This window comes from Catellatospora coxensis (assembly GCF_016862635.1).
GTDB classification, from domain to species: Bacteria; Actinomycetota; Actinomycetes; order Mycobacteriales; family Micromonosporaceae; genus Catellatospora; species Catellatospora coxensis.
This window is the reverse complement of record NZ_BONI01000099.1, coordinates 16,751-31,700: the sequence shown is the minus strand read 5'-3', so window position 1 is coordinate 31,700 and position 14,950 is coordinate 16,751. Positions and strand designations below refer to the sequence as shown.

The following is a 14,950-nucleotide window of genomic DNA, read 5'->3' as shown; positions in this document are numbered from 1 at the left end:
GGCCGGTGTAGCGCTTGGCCAGCGACACCACCAGGCGGAGGTTGGCCTCCAGCAGGTGGTTCTTGGCGCGCTCGCCGTCGCGGGAGACCCACAGCAGGTCGCGCTGCATGTCGCGGGTGAGGGCCAGGCCCTCCTCCTCGGCCTGGCGCAGCCGCTCGGCGGCGTACAGGCCGGCCTCGATCCGCTTGGCGAGCTCGACCTCCTGCTCCGCGTTGAGCAGCGGCACCTTGCCGATCTGCTTGAGGTACGCCCGGACGGAGTCGGCCGACGCGGTCAGCTCGGCGTCCTTGCGGGCCTGCTTGAGCGCCTCGGACTCCTCGGCGTCCCACTCGAAGTCGTCGGACGCGGCGGCGTCGGCCTCGGCGGCCTGGGCCACCTCGACCGGCTCGTCGACGACGACGTCCTCCAGGTCGGCGGCCAGCTCCTCGATCGAGAGGTCGGCGCCGTCCGGCTCGTCGCCCTCGCCCGGCTCGCCCTTCTTGGCGGCCTTGGCGGGCGCGGCCTTCTCGGCTGTCTTCTTCTCGACAGCCTTCTTGGCGGCGGCCTTCTTCGCGGGGGCGGCCTTGGCAGCCGTCTTGTCCTCGGCACCGTCCTCCGCCTTCGCGGGGGCGGCCTTGGCGGCGGCCTTCACCGGCTTGGCCGCCGGGGCGGCCTTGGCCGGAGCGGCCTTCGGGGCCAGCTTCACCGGAGCGGGCGCGTCGGCGCCGCTCTCGGTGGGCGTGGCCTGCTTGGGTGCGGCCGGCTTGGCGGCCTTCGACGCGGCGGGCGGAGCCGCCTTCGCGGTGGTGGCCTTCGACGCCGGGGTCGCGGCCCGCGCGGCGGCCACCTTGCGGCGGCCGTTGGCGGAGTCGTCGACCTCGACCGTCACGCCCGCCTCGAGCAGAGCGCGAAGCATCTTCTTGGCCTGGGCGGGGGTGACGTCGGCAGCCTCCACGGTGCGCGCGACATCCGCAGGCGTGAGCCGGCCGCCGGCGCCTGCGGCTTGGGCGAGCAGCATGTCGGTGAGCGAGCGAACGTCGGCGCTGATCTGGCGGGCTTCAGTCACGGACGACCTTCCGGAGGCGAGTATCAAACAAGAATCTGCGGCTTCGGCCGCGTCGCATGGCGCTTCGCGGTGGGTCAGCCAGTGTGATGTGTGGATGCGCCTCGCACCTTCGGCACGACGCAGGCGTGAATTGTAGCGCCGTACTCGGCGATCATCTCGGCGCGCACGCCGCAGGTGGTCCGCGAGCGGGCTCCGGAGCCTTGGCAGGATGGCACCAGGTGACGAGGAGGACGGTCGTGAACGAGCTGGAACTGCTGGATATCGCGGTACAGGTGGCCGCTGACGCGGCCGACACCGCCCGCCGTATGCGTAACGAGGCGATCATTGATGTCGGCACGAAATCCACCGCCACGGACGTCGTGACGGCCGCGGACCGCGCGGTCGAGCAACAGGTGATCGCCGCGCTGGCGGCGCGGCGCCCGGGTGACACGGTACTCGGCGAGGAGTTCGGCGGCGCGGGAATTGCCGGTGCGGGCGGGGCCCGCTGGATCGTCGACCCGATCGACGGCACCGTGAACTACCTCTACGGGCTGGCCCAGTACGCCGTGTCGATCGCCGCGGAGGTGGACGGGGAGGTCGTGGCGGGAGTGGTGCGCAACGCGGCGACGGGGGAGACCTGGACGGCCGCGCGGGGCCACGGAGCGTGGCGTGACGGGCGGCGGCTGACCGGCTCGGCGGCCACCGAGCTGGCCCTGTCGCTGGTCGGCACGGGCTTCGCCTACGCCCGGGAGCGGCGGGCCCACCAGGCGGCGGTGGTGGCGCACGTGCTGCCGCAGGTCCGCGACATCCGCCGGATGGGCGCGGCGGCGCTGGACCTGTGCGCGGCCGCCGAAGGGATGCTGGACGCGTACTACGAGAAGGGCCTGGCCGAGTGGGACCTGGCCGCGGGCGGGCTGATCGCCCGCGAGGCGGGCCTGCTGGTGACCGGCCTGTCGGGCCGCCCCGCCGGCGGGCAGATGGTGCTGGCGGCGCCACCAGCCCTGCACGCCGTGCTGGACGTTCTGCTCACCGACCTCGACGCCGACGGCGGCCCGTAGCCGCGCCCCGCGGCCCGTCAAGGTCATCGGACTTGCCCGGCAGCTGTGCGTAGCCGATACGCCCACCTGCCTGGCAAGTCGAACGATCAAGGAGCGCCGGGCAGCCCGGAACGGGAACGCGGACGGGGCCCGGCCGCCGCCGCACGGGTGCGACGGCGGCCGGGCCCCGTTTCACGAGGAGGGCGGCAGGTCAGGGCTTCTCGGCGCAGGTGCCTTCGGGCAGCTCGGGCCGGCCCAGCGCGGCGACCGCCTGGCGCATCTCGGTCGGCGTGGCGAGCTGCTTGAACTGCCCACCGATGATCACGTCGATGGTGTCGTTCTCGCGCTTGATGTCGAACACGGGCTCGACGTCGTTGAGGAAGTACGCCTTCAGCAGCTGGGCCGCGCCGACCGTCTTCGGGCCGTAGCGCAGCTCGGCGACGATGTCGGGCTGGGCCTTCTTCTCGTTGCCCGTCTTCTCCACCTTGAACTTGCGGTTGGTGAAGTCCGCGGCCACGTTGCGGGCCAGGTCCGCGGTGTTCGTGGCGTTGTAGACGTTGATCTTGACCTGACTCTCGGAGTCGGGCAGCGTGTCGTCGACGGGCACCCAGCCTGCGGGGCAGCTCTTGGCCACCGGAGCCTCGCTCTGCGTGTCACGATTGAGCGTGATCACGGCAAGGGTGATACCGATGATCGCCAGGGTGCTGATGATGGCGATCGCCCGAATTCGTGCCAGTTGCATCTCGGTGCCGCTCCCCGTGAGCCAGAGGTCCGCTGCCGCCACTTTGACGGCATGGGCCAGAGGTTATCGGTTGACCGGCCCGCCGGGGGCCGCGACCCGACAGACGGCCGGAATTGGCCGTACGTTCCCGGCGCGCCGACCGTGATCGGCGGGCGGCTGCCCCTACCTTGGTCTCGCCTGACCCGACGGCCCCATGGCGCTGTCTGCTCAGTCACATCGGGAACAACTTCGCGTGCAGGAGCGTACAACTCCCACACGGGCGCGCTAAAGTACCGCGCTCATTGAGAGTGACAACGTGCGTGCGCATGACGGACAAGTACACAAATTGGGAGTGTGACAATCGATGGCCACCGACTACGACGCCCCGCGCCGTGACGAGGCCGACCTCGGTGAGGACAGCCTCGAGGAGCTGAAGGCCCGGCGTGTCGACACACAGTCGGGCAGCGTGGACGTGGACGAGACCGACCTCGCCGAGAACTTCGAGCTGCCCGGCGGCGACCTGGCCGACGAGGAGCTCACGGTGAAGGTCGTGCCGATGCAGGCCGACGAGTTCCGCTGCTCGCGGTGCTTCCTGGTGCATCACCGCAGCCAGCTGGCAGGCGAGCGCAACGGCGAGCCGATCTGCCGCGAGTGCGCCTGACCGCGTGAGCCTGCCGGGCGCTTCCGGGGCTTGACGCGATGGGGTGAGATGGCGCAGAACATCTGGGTACACGGATCGAGGCACGCCGCAACGGACGCGGCGTGCCGCACACGGTCCGGGTCCGCAGCGGCCCGACGACCGTCGTGGACCGGATGCCGTCTCAGCCGACAGGAGCGAGCCATGACCACGAGCCCCGACCAGGTGCCCGGCGAGGCTGAGTCATCGACGGGCGTGTCGGGCACTGCCGCGCCCGGCGCCGCCGCGGGGAAGCCCGACGAGCTGGCCCTCGCCGTGGCGGGGCTCGCCGACGAGGACCTGGACAAGGCGGGGCGGCGCAAGCTGCTCGGGCGGATGCTGGTGGGCCTGCGCGAGCGCGGCGTCAAAGAAGTGTTCATGCCGCGCAAGGCGATCAACTGGATCACCGAGGCGGTCTCGGACCTGGCCCCGCACGTGCCGGTACGCGACCTGGAGACGCTGCGGCGGCACTACCCGGGCCTCGACGACGAAGCCCTCGCCGAGCGCCTGATCCGCAACGCGGCCCGCGCCGCGGCGGGCGTCGGCGCGGTCGGCGGCGGCATGGCCTCCATCGAGTGGGCGGTGCCGCCCACGCTGCTGTCCACGCCGGTCTTACTGGCGACCGAGACGGTCGGCGTGGTCGGCATCGAGCTCAAGCTCATCGGCGAGCTGCACGAGGTGTACGGCCAGCCGGTGCTCGGCACGCCGACCCAGCGGGCGATCAGCCTCATGCAGGGCTGGGCGAGCCACCGGGGCATCAGCCCGATGCTGCCCGGCGCGGCAGCCGCCACGGTGCTCGGCACGGCCACCCGCAAGCAGCTGCGCGACATGGTCCTCAAGCGGTTCGGGCGCAACCTGACCACGCTGGGGCCGCTGCTGACCGGCGCGGCCATCGCCAGCTACCTCAACCGCAAGGCCACCCGCCGGCTCGGCGACGACATCCGCAACGATCTGCGCAGCAAGCGGCGGGGCCCGGCGCTGCCGCCCGGGTCAGCCGACGCGGCGTAGCGCGCGGGCCAGGTCCTCGGGCCGGCGGCTGCTGATCACCCAGTACGGCGTGGTGTCGTCGGGGTCGTCGAGCACCACCTGCACGGCCCCGGGGACCCAGGGCCGCTGGATCACGAAGGCCATCGGGTCGGCGCTCGGCCCGAGCAGCTCGCGCTTGGTGGCGGCGTCCAGCGGGATCGCCTGCGCCACGTGGCGCAGCGGCAGCCGGGCGTCGTCGACCAGGAACTCGTCCTCGGTCACGCTGATCCGGATCCGGCCCAGCCGCCACAGGCCCACGGCGACCAGGGTCAGCACCACCGGGTACGCCACCCAGCCGCGCGGTCCGGCCGCGCCCAATCCGACCTGAGCCGCCAACACGGCTCCGACCAGCAAAGACGGCAGCCACAGCCACCACGGCACGGACAGGCGCTCGGTGTGACCGGGCACAGGCCGTGCCGCGCCACCCCCTGTCGCCGTTGTGCCTGAGGATGCCGTGCCGCTGCCTGGATGAGTCACAGCATCGAGGGTAGGGCCCGCCGGGTCCACCGGGCGCGGCAGGATAGAGGCAAGGAGACGCAGCTCCCCGTCGCGGGCGCGCGTTCAGCACTTCCCCCGGAGGTTTGACCGTTGTATCCCCCTGCGACCCCACCCGTCGTGGTGCCGATCCGCCGGCTCGACCCGGACCTGCCGCCGCCGTCGTACGCCCATCCGGGGGACGCCGGCGCGGACCTGTACGCCGCCGAGGACGTCGTGCTCGCCCCCGGCGAGCACCGGCTGGTGCCCACGGGCGTGGCCATCGCCCTGCCCGACGGGTTCGTGGGATTGGTCCACCCCCGGTCCGGTCTGGCGGCGAAAATGGGGGTGACCGTGCTCAACGCTCCCGGCACCGTCGACGCGGGCTACCGGGGCGAGATCCTGGTTCAGCTGATCAACCACGACCGGGCGAACACCGCCAAGATCTCTCGCGGCGACCGCATCGCGCAACTTGTCGTGCAGCGGGTGGAGCGGGCACACTTCCACGACGTCGCCGAGCTGCCGGACTCCGTACGGGGCACCGGCGGGCACGGCTCGACGGGGAAATGAGGAGGAACAGTGATCTTCTCGCGACGACGTGCGGCCAGCGGTGGCCGGCACGCCAAGGCCGAGGAGCCGAAGTTCGTGGACGCCCGCGCCGCCCGGCGCGCCGCGCTGCTCGGCGAGGACTGGCAGCCCGACGAGGCTGACGCGCCCGCCGCCCAGTCCGCCGGCGGCACGAACGGCTCCCACTTCCCCGCCGAGGCCTCGATCTTCGGTGACGACGGCCCGTATGACGTATCGGAGGCGCCCGACGCGCCCCGCCTGGACCTGGGCAGCCTGCTGCTGCCCGCGGTCGACGGGGTCGAGATCCGGGTGCAGGCCGGCGAGCAGGGCATGATCCAGCAGATCGCGCTCGTGCACGGCCCCAACGCGCTCCAGCTCGGCGTCTTCGCGGCGCCGCGCACCGAGGGCATCTGGGACGAGGTGCGCGAGGAGATCCGCAAGTCGCTGTTCGCCGACGGGGTCGGCGCCGAGGAGGTGAACGGGCGCTGGGGCATCGAGCTGCGCGCCCGCATCCGTACCCCCGAGGGCTTCAACGACCTGCGCTTCATCGGGGTCGACGGCCCGCGCTGGATGGTCCGCGCCGTGTTCCAGGGCCCGGCGGCGATCGACGTCACCGAGGCCGGCCCGCTCACGCTGTGCCTGACCGGCCTGGCGGTCCGCCGCGACGACACCGCCCGCCCGGTCCGGGAGGCGCTGCCGCTGCGCCTGCCGCCGAACATGGCCGAGGAGGCCGCCGCCCGGCAGGCCGCGCAGGCGGAGCCGGAACCGCCCGTCGAGCAGCCCCGCCAGCCGCAGTACGGCGAAGGCGCCTACGGCGGCGACCCGTACGGCGGCTCCGGCAACCAGCTGGTGCCGGGCCGGGTGCCGCCGACGCCCGCGCCGACGCCGTTCGGCTCGATCGCACCGGCGGGCGCCAACGGCGCCGTGGCCCCCGCCCCGGGTGACGCCCCGCGCCGCAAGCCCTCCCCGCGGCCGCGCCGCGACTGACCCGGGCCGGCCCCGGCGCGCCGCCGTCACCGCGGCGCGCCCGGGGCCGTCCCATGTTCGGCCCGGGGTGTCCCCAGGCGGGCCGCCCCGCAGTAGGCTGGCTGTTACGCGCCGCTCGGGGACCTCGCCCCGGCGGGGAAGGATGAAGCAGGTCATGTCGACCGACGACGCCCGATCACGGCACAAGGGGCTGCGTGGCATGCTCCACCGCCTCACCGCCACCGACTCCGAACTCGAGTCGGAGGAGCTGCGCCGGGACACCGAACTCGCGGGCTGTGTCTGCGCGGACACCGTGCACCGCGGCGATCTCGTCAACGTCAGCGGCCGGCTGCGCACGGTCGTCTACACGCCGCGCACCAACCTGCCCACCCTGGAAGCCGACCTCTACGACGGCACCGACCTGATCACCCTGGTGTTCCTGGGCCGCCGGCACATCAACGGCATCGAGCCGGGGCGCGGGCTGAACGTGCGCGGCCGGGTCGCCGTGCGCGACGGTCGCAAGGTCATCTACAACCCTTACTACGAGCTGGAAGCGGCCGCGTGAGCGAGCGATCCGCGCGCAGCGAGGAGCGGTGATGAGCGAGCTTCACGAGCGAATCATGATGTCGGCGGCTGCCGGCGACGAGCGCAGCGAGGAGCTGGCATGAGCGATCCTGTCACTGACCGTAATCGTGCCATTGCTGAGGACGATCCCGAGCAGCTCCCGCCGTTCGCCGAGCAGGTGGCGCAGCAGCTGGGCGGCTGGCGCGGGATGACCGAGGCGGCCATCCCGGTCATCGTGTTCGTGCTGACCAACATCGTGCTGGGCTTCTGGTTCCCGGCCGAGGAGTCGCGCATCGCGCTGCAGTCCGCCATCGGCGCGTCCGCTGCGGTGGCGATCTGGATCGCGGTGGTGCGGCTGATCCAGAAGCGGCCCGTGCGCTTCGCGCTGAACGGGTTGTTCGGCATCGGGCTGGGGGCCTGGATGGCCTGGGACTCCGGCAAGGAGGTCGACTTCTACCTGCCGGGCATCTGGATCACCATGGGCCAGATCGTGATCCTGCTGGGCTCGATCGCGCTGCGCCATCCGATGGTGGGCTGGTTCTGGTCCGTGATCGCCAACGGCGGGCGCAACGACTGGCGCGAGGACACCCGGCTGGTACGGGTCTTCTCCCAGCTGACCGCGCTGTGGGCGGTGGTGTTCGCGATCAAGGTGGCCGTCCAGGGCGGGCTGTGGATGACCGAGCAGGGCACCGCCCTCGGCATCGCCCGCATCGTGATGGGCACGCCGCTGTTCGCCCTGCTCGTGGTGATCAGCTTCGGCGTCGTCCGCCGCGTCCGCCGCGAACAGCCCCAGCCCGCCTGACCAGCCTCACCGCCGCCGCGCCTCACCGCACGGGCGCGCGCCGGTGGCCGCCCCACCCCGATCTTCATAGACGTTGGCCTATCTCATCGACTCCGATCGCGAGTTTTTCGATGAGATAGGCCAACGTCTATGGCAAGGCGGGCGTGTCGCCGCCGCGCGGGGTCAGCGGCGGCGGGAGCGGGTCTTCTCGACGCTGTCGGCGCCGAGCATGACCGAGCGGACCTGCTCCTCGACCTCGACCGTGCAGACGAAGACCAGCTCGTCGCCGGCCTCGACCGGGTCGTCCGGGGTCGGTGTGAGCACGCGCCGGCCGCGCACGATGGCGACCAGGGCGCTGTCCGGCGGCAGCGGGATGGAGCGGATCGGCAGGCCCACGTGCGGGGCGTCCTCCGGCAGGGTGATCTCCACGAGGTTGGCCTCGCCGTGCCGGAAGGTCATCAACCGGACCAGGTCGCCGACCGTGACGGCCTCCTCGACCAGGGCGGCCATCACGCGCGGCTTGGAGACGGAGACGTCCACGCCCCACTGCTCGGTGAACAGCCACTCGTTCTCGGCCCGGTTGACCCGGGCGACCACGCGCGGCACCGCGAACTCGGTCTTGGCCAGCAGCGACACCACCAGGTTGACCTTGTCGTCGCCGGTGGCGGCGACGACCACGTCGCAGGCGGCGAGGTTGATCTCCTGGAGGCTGGACAGCTCGCAGGCGTCGGCGAGCACCCAGTCCGCGGCCGGCACCCGCTCGGGGCGCAGCATGCGCGGCTGGCGCTCCAGCAGCATGACCTGGTGGCCGTTCTCGATGAGCTCCTGGGCGATGGAGCGCCCGACGTTGCCCGCCCCGGCGATGGCGACCCGCATGGTGACTCCTCCTAGGCCGTTGCCGGCGGCGCGGCGGCGATCTTGGTGACGGTTTCCGCGATGTCGTCCGTGACCAGCATGAACACCTGGTCGCCGTCCTGCAGCACGGTCGACGCGGTGGTCAGCGTGCCGAGGCCGAAGCGCATCAGGAAGGCGGTGCGGGTGCCGGTCGCCTCCTCCAGCGCGTGCAGCGGGTGGCCGATCCAGGCGGGGTTGACCGGGGTCTCGATGATGGCGACGGTGCTGGTGGGGTCGCGGTACAGCTCGGTGGCGCCCTCGGGCACCAGGTGCCGCACGATGCGGTCGGCGGTCCAGCGCACGGTCGCCACGGTGGGGATGCCCAGCCGCTCGTACACCTCGGCGCGGCGCTGGTCGTAGATGCGGGCCACGACGCGCTGCACGCCGAACGTCTCGCGCGCCAGCCGCGCCGAGATGATGTTGGAGTTGTCGCCGCTGGAGACCGCGGCGAAGGCGTCGGCCCGCTCGATGCCGGCCTGGATGAGGACCTCGCGGTCGAAGCCGACGCCGGTGACCGTGGTGCCCGCGAAATCGGGGGAGAGCCGGCGGAACGCGTCGGCGTCCTGATCGATGATCGAGACGGAGTGCCCGCGCGCCTCCAGGCTGTGCGCGAGCGTCGAGCCGACCCGGCCGCACCCCATGATCACAACGTGCACGTCACGCCCTCCCGACCGGCGTCCTGACCCCGCGACAGGCACCGGTGCGGTGCGCCCCGGACTCCCACCTTCGCCCAGCCTGCCATGCGCGCGTACGGCGCGCGACATCAGAGTGCCACGTGCACCCGCGCCCGGGCGTCGTAGGCTCCCACATGTGGCGAGCCCTACCTCCCTGCTGAAGCGTCTCCTGCTCGGCAGGCCGTTCCGTTCCGACCGACTGCAGCACACCCTGCTGCCCAAGCGCATCGCACTACCGATCTTCGCCTCGGACGCGCTGTCCAGCGTCGCCTACGCGCCCGGCGAGATCCTGCTGACCCTGTCGATCGCGGGCGCGGCCGCCTACGCGTACTCCCCGTGGGTGGCGCTGGCGGTCGTGGTGGTGATGCTGACCGTCGTCGCGAGCTACCGGCAGAACGTGCACGCCTACCCGTCCGGCGGCGGCGACTACGAGGTCGCCACGGTCAACCTGGGCTCCAAGTCGGGTCTGGCGGTGGCCAGCGCGCTGCTGGTGGACTACGTGCTCACGGTCGCGGTGTCGATCTCGTCGGGCGTGGAGAACCTGGGGGCGGCGATCCCGCTGATCGGCCGGCACGAGGTGGTCACCGCGGTGCTGCTGATCGCGCTGCTGGCCGCGATGAACCTGCGCGGCCTGCGCGAGTCGGGCGTCATGTTCGCCGTCCCGACCTACCTGTTCATGTTCTCGATGCTCGGCCTGATCGGCTGGGGCGTGATCCGGATCTTCGTGCTCGGCGAGGACCTCAAGGCCCCGAGCGCGGACCTGACCATCCTGCCCGAGCACGGGCTGCAGGTCGGCGCGAGCTTCGCGTTCGCCTTCCTGCTGGTGCGTGCGTTCTCCTCGGGCTGCGCGGCGCTGACCGGCGTCGAGGCCATCTCCAACGGCGTGCCCGCGTTCAAGCCGCCCAAGAGCAAGAACGCCGCCACGACGCTGCTGATGCTCGGCCTGCTGTCGATCATCATGCTGGTCTCGATCGTCGCGCTGAGCCTCAAGACCGGCCTGCAGTACGTGGAGGACCCGCAGCAGCAGATCGTCGGCGTACCCGCGAACTACGTGCAGCCCACCGTGACCGCGCAGCTCGCCTCGACCATCTTCGACCACTTCTCACTCGGCTTCTACCTGGTGATCGCGGTGACCGCGCTGATCCTGGTGCTGGCCGCGAACACCGCGTTCAACGGCTTCCCGGTGCTGGGCTCGATCCTGGCGCAGGACCGGTACCTGCCGCGCCAGCTGCACACCCGCGGCGACCGGCTGGCCTTCTCCAACGGCATCCTGCTGCTGGCCGTCTTCGCGGCGATCCTGGTCATCGCGTTCCAGGCGGAGACCACCCGCCTGATCCAGCTGTACATCGTCGGCGTGTTCGTGTCGTTCACGCTGTCGCAGATCGGCATGCTGCGGCACTGGAACCGGCTGCTGCGCACCGAGCGCGACGTGTCGGCCCGCCGCCGCATGAAACGGGCCCGCGTCATCAACGGTTTCGGCGCGGTGCTGACCGGCTTCGTGCTGCTGCTGGTGCTGGCGACGAAGTTCACCCACGGCGCGTGGATCTCGATCGCGGCGATGGCGGTGATCTACGCGATCATGGTGGGCATCCGCCGGCACTACGACACGGTCGCCCGCGAGCTGGTGCCGTCGGAGGAGCGGCCGGTGCTGCCGGCCCGCAACCACGCCATCGTCCTGGTCAGCAAGCTGCACCTGCCGACCATGCGGGCGCTGGCGTACGCGAAGGCGACCCGGCCGGACACGCTGACCGCGCTGACCGTCAACGTGGACGTCGCGGACACCCGGGCCATCCAGGCCGAATGGGAGCGCCGGGGCATCAACACCCCGCTGACCGTGGTCGACTCGCCCTACCGGGAGATCAGCCGGCCCATCATCGACTACGTGAAGTCGCTGCGCCGGGCCTCGCCACGCGACGTGGTGACCGTCTACATCCCCGAGTACGTCGTGGGCCGGTGGTGGGAGCACCTGCTGCACAACCAGTCCGCGCTGCGCATCAAGGGCCGGCTGCTGTACGAGCCGGGCGTGATGGTCACCAGCGTGCCCTGGCAGCTCGCCTCGACCAACAGCACCGACCTGGATCGGCTGGACCGCGACCTGGTGCGCACCCCGGCCCGCGGCCCGCGTGCGGGAGAGGACGCATGAGCGAGCGCAGCGAGCGAATCGGCGGGCACGTGTGTCATGTGGGCGACGAGCGCAGCGAGGAGCGCGCATGACGGTGACGGAGCTTTACGAGGGCGACAAGGTCGAGGTGACCGTCGGGCCGATCGCGCACGGCGGGCACTGCGTGGCCCGGCACGAGGGTCAGGTGATCTTCGTGCGGCACGCGCTGCCCGGGGAGCGGGTGCTCGTGGAGATCACCGAGCTGCACAAGGCCTACCTGCGCGGCGACTGCGTCGAGGTGCTGGAGGCATCCCCGGATCGGATCACTCCGCGCTGCCCGTACGCCCATGCGAACGGCTGCGGCGGCTGCGACCTGCAGCATGTCGCGTCCCCGGCGCAGCGGCGGTGGAAGGCGGCGGTGGTCCGCGAGCAGCTCGTCCGGCTCGGCAAGCTGACCGAGGCCGAGGTGGACGCGCTGGGCGTGGCGGTCGCCGAGCTGCCCGGCGGGGACGAGGGCTGGCGCACCCGGGTCCGCTACCGCGCGGACGCGCTGGGCCGGCCCGGCCTGCTCAAGCACCGCTCCAACGAGGTGGTGGCGATCAGCCGCTGCCGCATCGCGCACCCGGAGATCCAGGCGTTCGACGTGCTGGAGCGGCGCTGGCCGGACACCGACCTGATCGACGTGGTCAAGCCGTCGACCGGCCCGGCCCAGCTGGTCCAGGAGCCGCCGCAGCAGCTCGTGGAGCGGGCCGCCGGGCACGACTTCACCATCTCCGCGGGCGGCTTCTGGCAGGTGCACCCGGCTGCCGCGGACACCCTGGCGCAGGCCGTGCTGGACCTGCTGGACCCGCGGCCCGGCGAGCACGCCTGGGACCTGTACGGCGGCGCGGGCCTGTTCGCCGCGGCCCTGGCCGACCGGGTCGGGGTGACCGGCGCGGTGACCCTGGTCGAGTCGGCGCGCGACGGCGTCGCGGCGGCCCGGGGCAACCTGGCCACGCTGCCGGTGCGCGTCGTCGAGGCGACGGTGGAGCGGGCCCTGCACCGCGACCGCCGCCCCAAGGAGCGGCTGCCGCACCCCGACGTGGTGGTGCTCGACCCGCCGCGCACCGGGGCCGGCGCGGCCGTGGTCAAGGCGATCACCGCGGCGGGTCCGCGAGCGGTCGCGTACGTCGCCTGCGATCCGGCCGCCCTGGGCCGGGACGTGCGCACCTTCCGCGAGCAAGGCTGGAAGCTGACGGCCCTGCGGGCCTACGACTGCTTCCCGCAGACGCACCACGTGGAATGTGTCGCGCTGCTGAACCCGGGGGAGTGACCGGGTGTCGCCCAAGCGGCTGCCATGCGGCGGCCAGGAGTGAGTGAAGGTCTCGTGAAGGGGTGGCGAGCCGATGAGCGGCCGAGCGTGCTGCCGATAGACTTCCCCGGCATGGGTAAGCGGAACGTAGGGCACCCCCACCGGAGTGCGGTACGGGACGGCAGCGAGGAGAGGGCATGAACGAGGGTATGAGCCTGCTGAGCTCGGTCAAAGGGCCGCAGGACCTCAAAACGCTGTCCCCGGAGCAGCTGACCGGCCTGGCGGCCGAGATCCGCGACTTCTTGATCGCCAAGGTCGCGCGCACCGGCGGGCACATCGGGCCGAACCTCGGTGTGGTGGAACTCACCCTGGCCATGCACCGGGTCTTCGACTCCCCGGCCGACCGCTTCATCTTCGACACCGGCCACCAGGCGTACGTGCACAAGATGGTCACCGGCCGGATGGACGGCTTCGACCAGCTGCGCCAGCGCGGCGGCCTCACCGGCTACCCGAACCAGGCCGAGAGCGAGCACGACCTGGTCGAGAACTGCCACGCCTCGACCGCGCTCTCCTACGCCGACGGCATGGCCAAGGGCTACGCCCTGCGTGGCGAGAAGCGCCACGTGGTCGCGGTCGTCGGTGACGGCGCGCTGACCGGCGGCATGTGCTGGGAGGCGCTGAACAACATCGCCGCCACGGACAACCCGCTGGTGATCATCGTCAACGACAACGGCCGCTCGTACGCCCCGACCATCGGCGGCCTGGCCGACCACCTCGCCACGCTGCGCCTGAACCCGGGCTACGAGAAGGTCCTGGACCTGGTCAAGGACGCGCTGGAGAAGACCCCGCTGGTCGGCAAGCCGCTGTTCGACGCGCTGCACGCGGTCAAGAAGGGCATCAAGGACGCCGTCGCCCCGCAGGCGATGTTCGAGGACCTGGGCCTGAAGTACATCGGGCCGGTGGACGGGCACGACCAGGTCGCGCTGGAGTCGGCGCTGGGCCGCGCCCGCCGCTTCGGCGGCCCGGTGATCGTGCACGCGGTCACCGCGAAGGGCTACGGCTACCAGCCGGCCCTCAACGACGAGGCCGACCGCTTCCACGCGCCGAGCGCGTTCGACCCGGAGACCGGCAAGCTGCTGGCCGCGCCCAGTCTGAAGTGGACCAAGGTGTTCGCCGAGGAACTGGTCGAGATCGCGGGCGAGCGGCCCGACGTCGTCGGCATCACCGCCGCGATGCCCGAGTCCACCGGCATCGACCGGCTCGCCGCGGCCTACCCGGACCGGGCGTACGACGTGGGCATCGCCGAGCAGCACGCGACCACCTCGGCGGCGGGCCTGGCACTCGCCGGCCTGCACCCCGTGGTCGCCATCTACGCGACCTTCCTCAACCGCGCCTTCGACCAGGTCCTGCTGGACGTGGCGCTGCACAAGCTGCCGGTCACGTTCGTGCTGGACCGGGCGGGCATCACCGGCCCCGACGGCCCGAGCCACTACGGCATCTGGGACATGTCGGTGTTCGGCGTGGTGCCGGGCCTGCGCATCGCCGCCCCGCGGGACGCCGAGACGCTGCGCGAGGAGCTGCGTGAGGCGATCGGCATCGAGGACGGTCCGACCATCGTGCGCTTCCCGACCGGTTCGGTGCCCGCCGCGCTGCCCGCGCTGCGCCGCGTCGGCGGCTCGGACGGCCTGGGTGGGCTGGACGTGCTGGCCGAGGCCGAGCGCAAGGACGTGCTGCTGGTGTCGGTCGGCGCGTTCGCGCACCTGTCGGTGCAGGTCGCCGCGAAACTCGCCGAGCGCGGCTACGGCGTGACCGTGGTGGACCCGCGCTGGGTGCGCCCGGCGCCGGTGGACCTGGTGCCGCTGGCCCGCGAGCACAAGCTGGTGGTGACGCTGGAGGACGGCGTACGGGCCGGCGGTGTCGGCGACGCGGTCTCCAAGCTGCTGCGCGACAACGAGGTGGACGTGCCGCTGCGCGACCTCGGCGTGCCGTCGACGTGGATCGACCACGGCACCCGGGCGGAGATCCTCGCCGAGATCGGGCTGACCGTCCCGGAGATCACCGAGCGGGTCACCAAGTGGGCCGCCGCGGTCACCCCTGCCGCGCCGTCGCCGCTGGCGACCTCGGTGCGCAGCTAGCACCGACCGAGCACGACCG

At 72.2% G+C, this 14,950-nt stretch carries 14 protein-coding genes and 1 pseudogene; 10 read left to right on the top strand and 5 right to left on the bottom strand.

All coding sequences use genetic code 11. The annotated features are described in order from the left end of the window. Window positions 1-1,045, bottom strand: a 1,045-nt coding sequence (locus Cco03nite_RS43025) for a sigma-70 factor domain-containing protein (protein WP_275412102.1), incomplete at its 3' end; no start/stop codon positions are given. 236 nt (window positions 1,046-1,281) lie between these two features. Between Cco03nite_RS43025 and Cco03nite_RS37235 the strand changes: the two genes are divergently transcribed. Beyond that, the gene (locus Cco03nite_RS37235) at window positions 1,282-2,082 is read left to right on the top strand and encodes an inositol monophosphatase family protein (protein ID WP_239167967.1); all 801 of its coding nucleotides are present in this window, start codon (window positions 1,282-1,284) and stop codon (window positions 2,080-2,082) included. 190 nt (window positions 2,083-2,272) lie between these two features. Here Cco03nite_RS37235 and Cco03nite_RS37230 read toward each other — a convergent pair whose 3' ends face one another. Continuing rightward, the gene (locus tag Cco03nite_RS37230; protein ID WP_203698726.1) at window positions 2,273-2,803 is read right to left on the bottom strand and encodes a LytR C-terminal domain-containing protein; all 531 of its coding nucleotides are present in this window, start codon (window positions 2,801-2,803) and stop codon (window positions 2,273-2,275) included. A 343-nt stretch (window positions 2,804-3,146) separates the two neighbouring features. Here Cco03nite_RS37230 and Cco03nite_RS37225 point away from each other — a divergent pair, with 343 nt between their 5' ends. After that, window positions 3,147-3,443 (top strand): DUF4193 domain-containing protein, encoded by a 297-nt coding sequence (locus Cco03nite_RS37225; protein ID WP_155372233.1) that lies wholly within the window; start codon window positions 3,147-3,149, stop codon window positions 3,441-3,443. A 180-nt stretch (window positions 3,444-3,623) separates the two neighbouring features. Continuing rightward, window positions 3,624-4,466, top strand: a complete 843-nt coding sequence (locus Cco03nite_RS37220) for a hypothetical protein (protein WP_239167966.1) — start codon at window positions 3,624-3,626, stop codon at window positions 4,464-4,466. Here Cco03nite_RS37220 and Cco03nite_RS37215 read toward each other — a convergent pair. Next, the gene (locus tag Cco03nite_RS37215) at window positions 4,449-4,892 is read right to left on the bottom strand and encodes a DUF3093 domain-containing protein (RefSeq protein ID WP_203698725.1); all 444 of its coding nucleotides are present in this window, start codon (window positions 4,890-4,892) and stop codon (window positions 4,449-4,451) included. The genes Cco03nite_RS37220 and Cco03nite_RS37215 overlap by 18 nt on opposite strands. 180 nt (window positions 4,893-5,072) lie before the next feature. Between Cco03nite_RS37215 and dut the strand changes: the two genes are divergently transcribed. The 4 genes and pseudogenes from dut (at window position 5,073) to Cco03nite_RS37195 (ending at window position 7,857) form a co-directional block, all read left to right on the top strand. Continuing rightward, window positions 5,073-5,528, top strand: a complete 456-nt coding sequence (dut, locus tag Cco03nite_RS37210) for a dUTP diphosphatase (RefSeq protein WP_203698724.1) — start codon at window positions 5,073-5,075, stop codon at window positions 5,526-5,528. Between the two features lie 9 nt (window positions 5,529-5,537). Further along, a pseudogene (locus tag Cco03nite_RS37205) lies at window positions 5,538-6,302 on the top strand (DUF3710 domain-containing protein); the annotation flags it as partial. Between the two features lie 364 nt (window positions 6,303-6,666). Then, entirely contained in the window at window positions 6,667-7,056 is a 390-nt protein-coding gene (locus Cco03nite_RS37200) for an OB-fold nucleic acid binding domain-containing protein (RefSeq protein ID WP_203698723.1), read from the top strand. A 99-nt stretch (window positions 7,057-7,155) separates the two neighbouring features. Beyond that, complete coding sequence (locus Cco03nite_RS37195; protein WP_203698722.1) at window positions 7,156-7,857, top strand: DUF3159 domain-containing protein; 702 nt, start codon at window positions 7,156-7,158, stop codon at window positions 7,855-7,857. Between the two features lie 162 nt (window positions 7,858-8,019). On the opposite strand, the gene Cco03nite_RS37190 is transcribed toward Cco03nite_RS37195, so the two are convergent. Together Cco03nite_RS37190 and Cco03nite_RS37185 are read right to left on the bottom strand one after the other, a co-directional pair. Beyond that, on the bottom strand, window positions 8,020-8,712 hold the full coding sequence (locus tag Cco03nite_RS37190) for a potassium channel family protein (protein WP_120318650.1): 693 nt from the start codon (window positions 8,710-8,712) through the stop codon (window positions 8,020-8,022). An 11-nt stretch (window positions 8,713-8,723) separates the two neighbouring features. Beyond that, complete coding sequence (locus Cco03nite_RS37185; RefSeq protein ID WP_203698721.1) at window positions 8,724-9,386, bottom strand: potassium channel family protein; 663 nt, start codon at window positions 9,384-9,386, stop codon at window positions 8,724-8,726. Window positions 9,387-9,540: 154 nt separating this feature from the next. Between Cco03nite_RS37185 and Cco03nite_RS37180 the strand changes: the two genes are divergently transcribed. From Cco03nite_RS37180 to dxs, 3 genes are all read left to right on the top strand, one after another. Further along, window positions 9,541-11,547 carry an APC family permease gene (locus Cco03nite_RS37180; protein ID WP_203698720.1) on the top strand — a complete coding sequence of 669 codons (2,007 nt, stop codon included), beginning with the start codon at window positions 9,541-9,543 and terminating at the stop codon, window positions 11,545-11,547. Window positions 11,548-11,614: 67 nt separating this feature from the next. Then, on the top strand, window positions 11,615-12,817 hold the full coding sequence (locus Cco03nite_RS37175) for a class I SAM-dependent RNA methyltransferase (protein WP_203698719.1): 1,203 nt from the start codon (window positions 11,615-11,617) through the stop codon (window positions 12,815-12,817). A 176-nt stretch (window positions 12,818-12,993) separates the two neighbouring features. Continuing rightward, window positions 12,994-14,931 carry a 1-deoxy-D-xylulose-5-phosphate synthase gene (dxs, locus tag Cco03nite_RS37170; protein ID WP_203698718.1) on the top strand — a complete coding sequence of 646 codons (1,938 nt, stop codon included), beginning with the start codon at window positions 12,994-12,996 and terminating at the stop codon, window positions 14,929-14,931. Window positions 14,932-14,950: the final 19 nt, after the last annotated feature.

Coding starts and splice junctions, on each gene's coding strand:
- Cco03nite_RS37230 (WP_203698726.1), bottom strand. CDS start 2,803: ATGCAACTGGCACGAATTCGGGCGATCGCCATCATCAGCACCCTGGCG.
- Cco03nite_RS37225 (WP_155372233.1), top strand. CDS start 3,147: ATGGCCACCGACTACGACGCCCCGCGCCGTGACGAGGCCGACCTCGGT.
- Cco03nite_RS37220 (WP_239167966.1), top strand. CDS start 3,624: ATGACCACGAGCCCCGACCAGGTGCCCGGCGAGGCTGAGTCATCGACG.
- Cco03nite_RS37200 (WP_203698723.1), top strand. CDS start 6,667: ATGTCGACCGACGACGCCCGATCACGGCACAAGGGGCTGCGTGGCATG.
- Cco03nite_RS37195 (WP_203698722.1), top strand. CDS start 7,156: ATGAGCGATCCTGTCACTGACCGTAATCGTGCCATTGCTGAGGACGAT.
- Cco03nite_RS37190 (WP_120318650.1), bottom strand. CDS start 8,712: ATGCGGGTCGCCATCGCCGGGGCGGGCAACGTCGGGCGCTCCATCGCC.
- Cco03nite_RS37175 (WP_203698719.1), top strand. CDS start 11,615: ATGACGGTGACGGAGCTTTACGAGGGCGACAAGGTCGAGGTGACCGTC.
- dxs (WP_203698718.1), top strand. CDS start 12,994: ATGAACGAGGGTATGAGCCTGCTGAGCTCGGTCAAAGGGCCGCAGGAC.